General features: G+C 59.1%; 1 protein-coding gene. It reads left to right on the top strand.

Annotated elements, in window-relative coordinates; translation table 11 throughout:
* Positions 1–18: 18 nt before the first annotated feature.
* The coding region (locus A1351_RS08335) for a P-loop NTPase fold protein (RefSeq protein WP_064032747.1) at positions 19–1666 on the top strand (1648 nt) is incomplete at its 3' end.

The following is a 1666-nucleotide window of genomic DNA, read 5'->3' as shown; positions in this document are numbered from 1 at the left end:
GGTGTCGGAAAGTCCTCCATGGTGAAACTCATCGAGGATGAGCTTCGAGCAGCGAAGGAGGAAAAGCTTTTATTCTTGAACTTTAATGCGTGGCTCTACCAAGGGCATGACGACGCCAAGGCGGCGTTGATGGAGGAAATCAGTCGCGCTCTGATAAAGCGAGCCGAAAGCGACAAAACGATACTTCAGAAAGCCAAAGAATTCTTTGCTCGGATCAATCTGTTCCGCCTTGCCCGAATCGGGAGCGAAATGACGGCCACCGCCGTCACGGGCGTGCCTGTCGGCGCATTCACGAAGGGACTTGAAAGCCTATACGAACACCTGAACGACGGAGAAATTACCGCCGACGATGTAAAAGAGGCGCAAAGCTTCGCCCATGAACATGGGAAGGAAGCGAAGGAATTGCTCGGCCCCAAGGCCAAGCTTCAGACGCCCCCTCAGATGATACACGCGCTGAGGAAATACCTCGAGGACTTGCTCACAGAGCTCGACGTCACGCTTGTCGTCTTCGTCGACGACCTGGATCGATGCCTCCCGCCGACGGTGATCGGAACATTGGAAGCGATGCGCTTGTTCCTGTTCATGGACAGGACGGCCTTCGTCATCGCCGCGGACGACGACATGATCAAGGAGGCGGTACGCATCCATTTCAAGGGCGTGAGCTTGGACGATAATCTGGTCGTCAGCTACTTCGACAAGCTCATACAGGTTCCGCTCCGCGTTCCGCCGCTGGGCGTCAACGAGGCGCGCGCCTATCTCATGCTGCTCTTCGTGCAGAACAGCACTCTGGCGCCGGAAATCAAAGAATCGGTTCGCGTAGCCGTCAACCAACGACTTGCCGAAAGCTGGAAAGGCCAGTCCGTCACCGCCGAGTATGTAGTCGGACTCATTTCGGACTGCCCGGCAAATCTCAGGGTCGAGCTTGCCGTCGCCGAACGTCTGTCCAAGCAGATGGCGACGTCGCGTCGGATCAGCGGCAATCCGCGTCTCATGAAACGGTTCTTGAACACCTTGTCGGTGCGAAAGAAGCTCGCGGAGGTGCAGAGCATTCCCGTGGATGATGGCGTCCTTGCGAAGATTCTGCTGTTCGAACGTTGCGCGTCGCCCGCGTCCTTCAAATTTCTCGTGGAAGCCGTGAATACGGGCACCGAGGGACGCCCCGCTCGAATCGGCGTGGCGGAACGCGCCGTGCGGGGCGGCGAAGACTTGCCGGCCGAGGGATTCGACGCATGGCAGTCCGACAAGGCGTTCGTATCGGACTGGCTGAAGCTCGATCCTCCGCTCGAGAACGTCGATCTGCGCGGGGCGTTGCATGTCGGTCGCGAAAGCCTGCCGATTCTGTCGATCGATGACCGCGTCTCACAGGATGCTCGATCGATCACGGAGGAGTTGCTCGCCCTCCGACTGGAAGGAACGGAAGACCTGAAAGGGCGCTTCGGTCGGCTGCAAGCCGAGGATCGCGCCTTCGTCATGGAAAAGCTACTCGGCAAGGCCAGAAGCGAATTGGATTGGGGCACCGGCGACGGCCTCTATGGACTGTCGCTCGTCGCGGGCGCCGACTCCGAACTGGCGAAGCAGCTTGTCGACTTCCTCGCCGATCTGTCGCCGCAGTCCCTAAAGCCGCCCTTGATCCTGCGGGTCCGTTCGCGGCCATGGGGTAGCGAAC

Source organism: Methylosinus sp. R-45379 (assembly GCF_001644125.1).
Classification (GTDB): domain Bacteria; phylum Pseudomonadota; class Alphaproteobacteria; order Rhizobiales; family Beijerinckiaceae; genus Methylosinus.
Note: the sequence above shows the minus strand (reverse complement) of the source record. Positions and strands in the feature narration are given on the sequence as shown.